Raw genomic sequence first — 1,160 nt, 5'->3', positions numbered from 1 at the left:
GGTGTCGGGCTGAGCCGGGGAGAAGGCGTCCACGATCGCGTCGACCGCCTCATCGGAGACCCAGAACGCGCGGACCCGCTTGAAGCCGGTCGTGCCGTCCTCCCCGACGTAGCCGACACCGGGGGTGAGTTCACTGATCTGGTCACAGCGAGCACCCCTGTCGCGGGCGCCCTGGCCGTGGACCATCGCGGTCTGCGTCGGCTCATCCAGACGCAGCCCGATGCGCACGGAGAACAGTTGCCGGTTCGGCATGGTCTCTTTGGACGGGTCCTGCAACGCGGCGACCACGACCACCGCGGCAGCGCGGCCCTTGGACAGCAGTAACCCTGACAGGCGCCGGAACTCGTTCTGCTCCTCCCGGGTCGCGTACGACGACAGCGCGGCGGCTTCATCGATGACGATCAGCATCAGCGGCTCATCGGTGCTCGGGTAGAGCTTGCGGGTACCGGAGCGGCGCATCCGCACCAGCCGCTCGTCCATGAGTCCGACTGCCTCGGAGAGCATTCCGAGGATTGAGGTGGCGTCGACGCCGAAGCGGACGAACAGCCGGTCGGCGCCGCTGCCGAACTCGGCCCCGCCCTTGGGGTCGCACATCCACACGTCCACCAACCCGGCCCGGATCGCGGGGCCGAGACCGCCAATGATCGAGTGCAGCACTGAGCCCTTCCCTGAACCGGTCGCCCCGGCCACGAGGATCTGCGAACCCAGCACCCGCAACAGCCACGGCGAGCCGTCCTCGGAGACCCCGACCGGGACCGCCTCCAGATCCACACCGACCGAAGCCGGGGTGATGGGTTCCGGTGCCGCCTCCTGCTCGGCGCCGGACACCACGTCGGTGGGAATGGAGTCGGTGAGGGTGTCGAAGACCCGCAAGGACAGCCGGACATGGCTCGGGTCGGTCCCGACCGCGGTCACCGACGGGACCACGAAGTAGGTCGCCAGCGTCTCGGTGGTGTCCTCGCTGGTCCAGTCGCTCAGCTTCTGCCCGCCCAGCATCTGCACCTCCACATCGATGCCGTGGGCGGTGTAGTCCCAACCCACGATGTGGGGGAAGCCGCGGTCCCGGTGCCCGAGGTCGAGGGCCTCGAACATCAGGTTGGTCTGGGCGGGGTCGGCCAGGATGAACGCGGCCGGGCGCAACGCGGGCGGGGCAGCCGCGG

General features: G+C 69.5%; 1 protein-coding gene. It reads right to left on the bottom strand.

The annotated features are described in order from the left end of the window. On the bottom strand, positions 1 to 1,160 hold a 1,160-nt coding region (locus ACFUJ1_RS34195; protein ID WP_378651451.1), incomplete at both ends, for an FtsK/SpoIIIE domain-containing protein.

It is taken from the genome of Nocardia sp. NPDC057227, assembly GCF_042669725.1.
Taxonomy (GTDB): domain Bacteria; phylum Actinomycetota; class Actinomycetes; order Mycobacteriales; family Mycobacteriaceae; genus Nocardia; species Nocardia asteroides_A.
The sequence above is the reverse complement of the archived record's forward strand: the minus strand, read 5'-3'. Positions and strand labels throughout refer to the sequence as shown.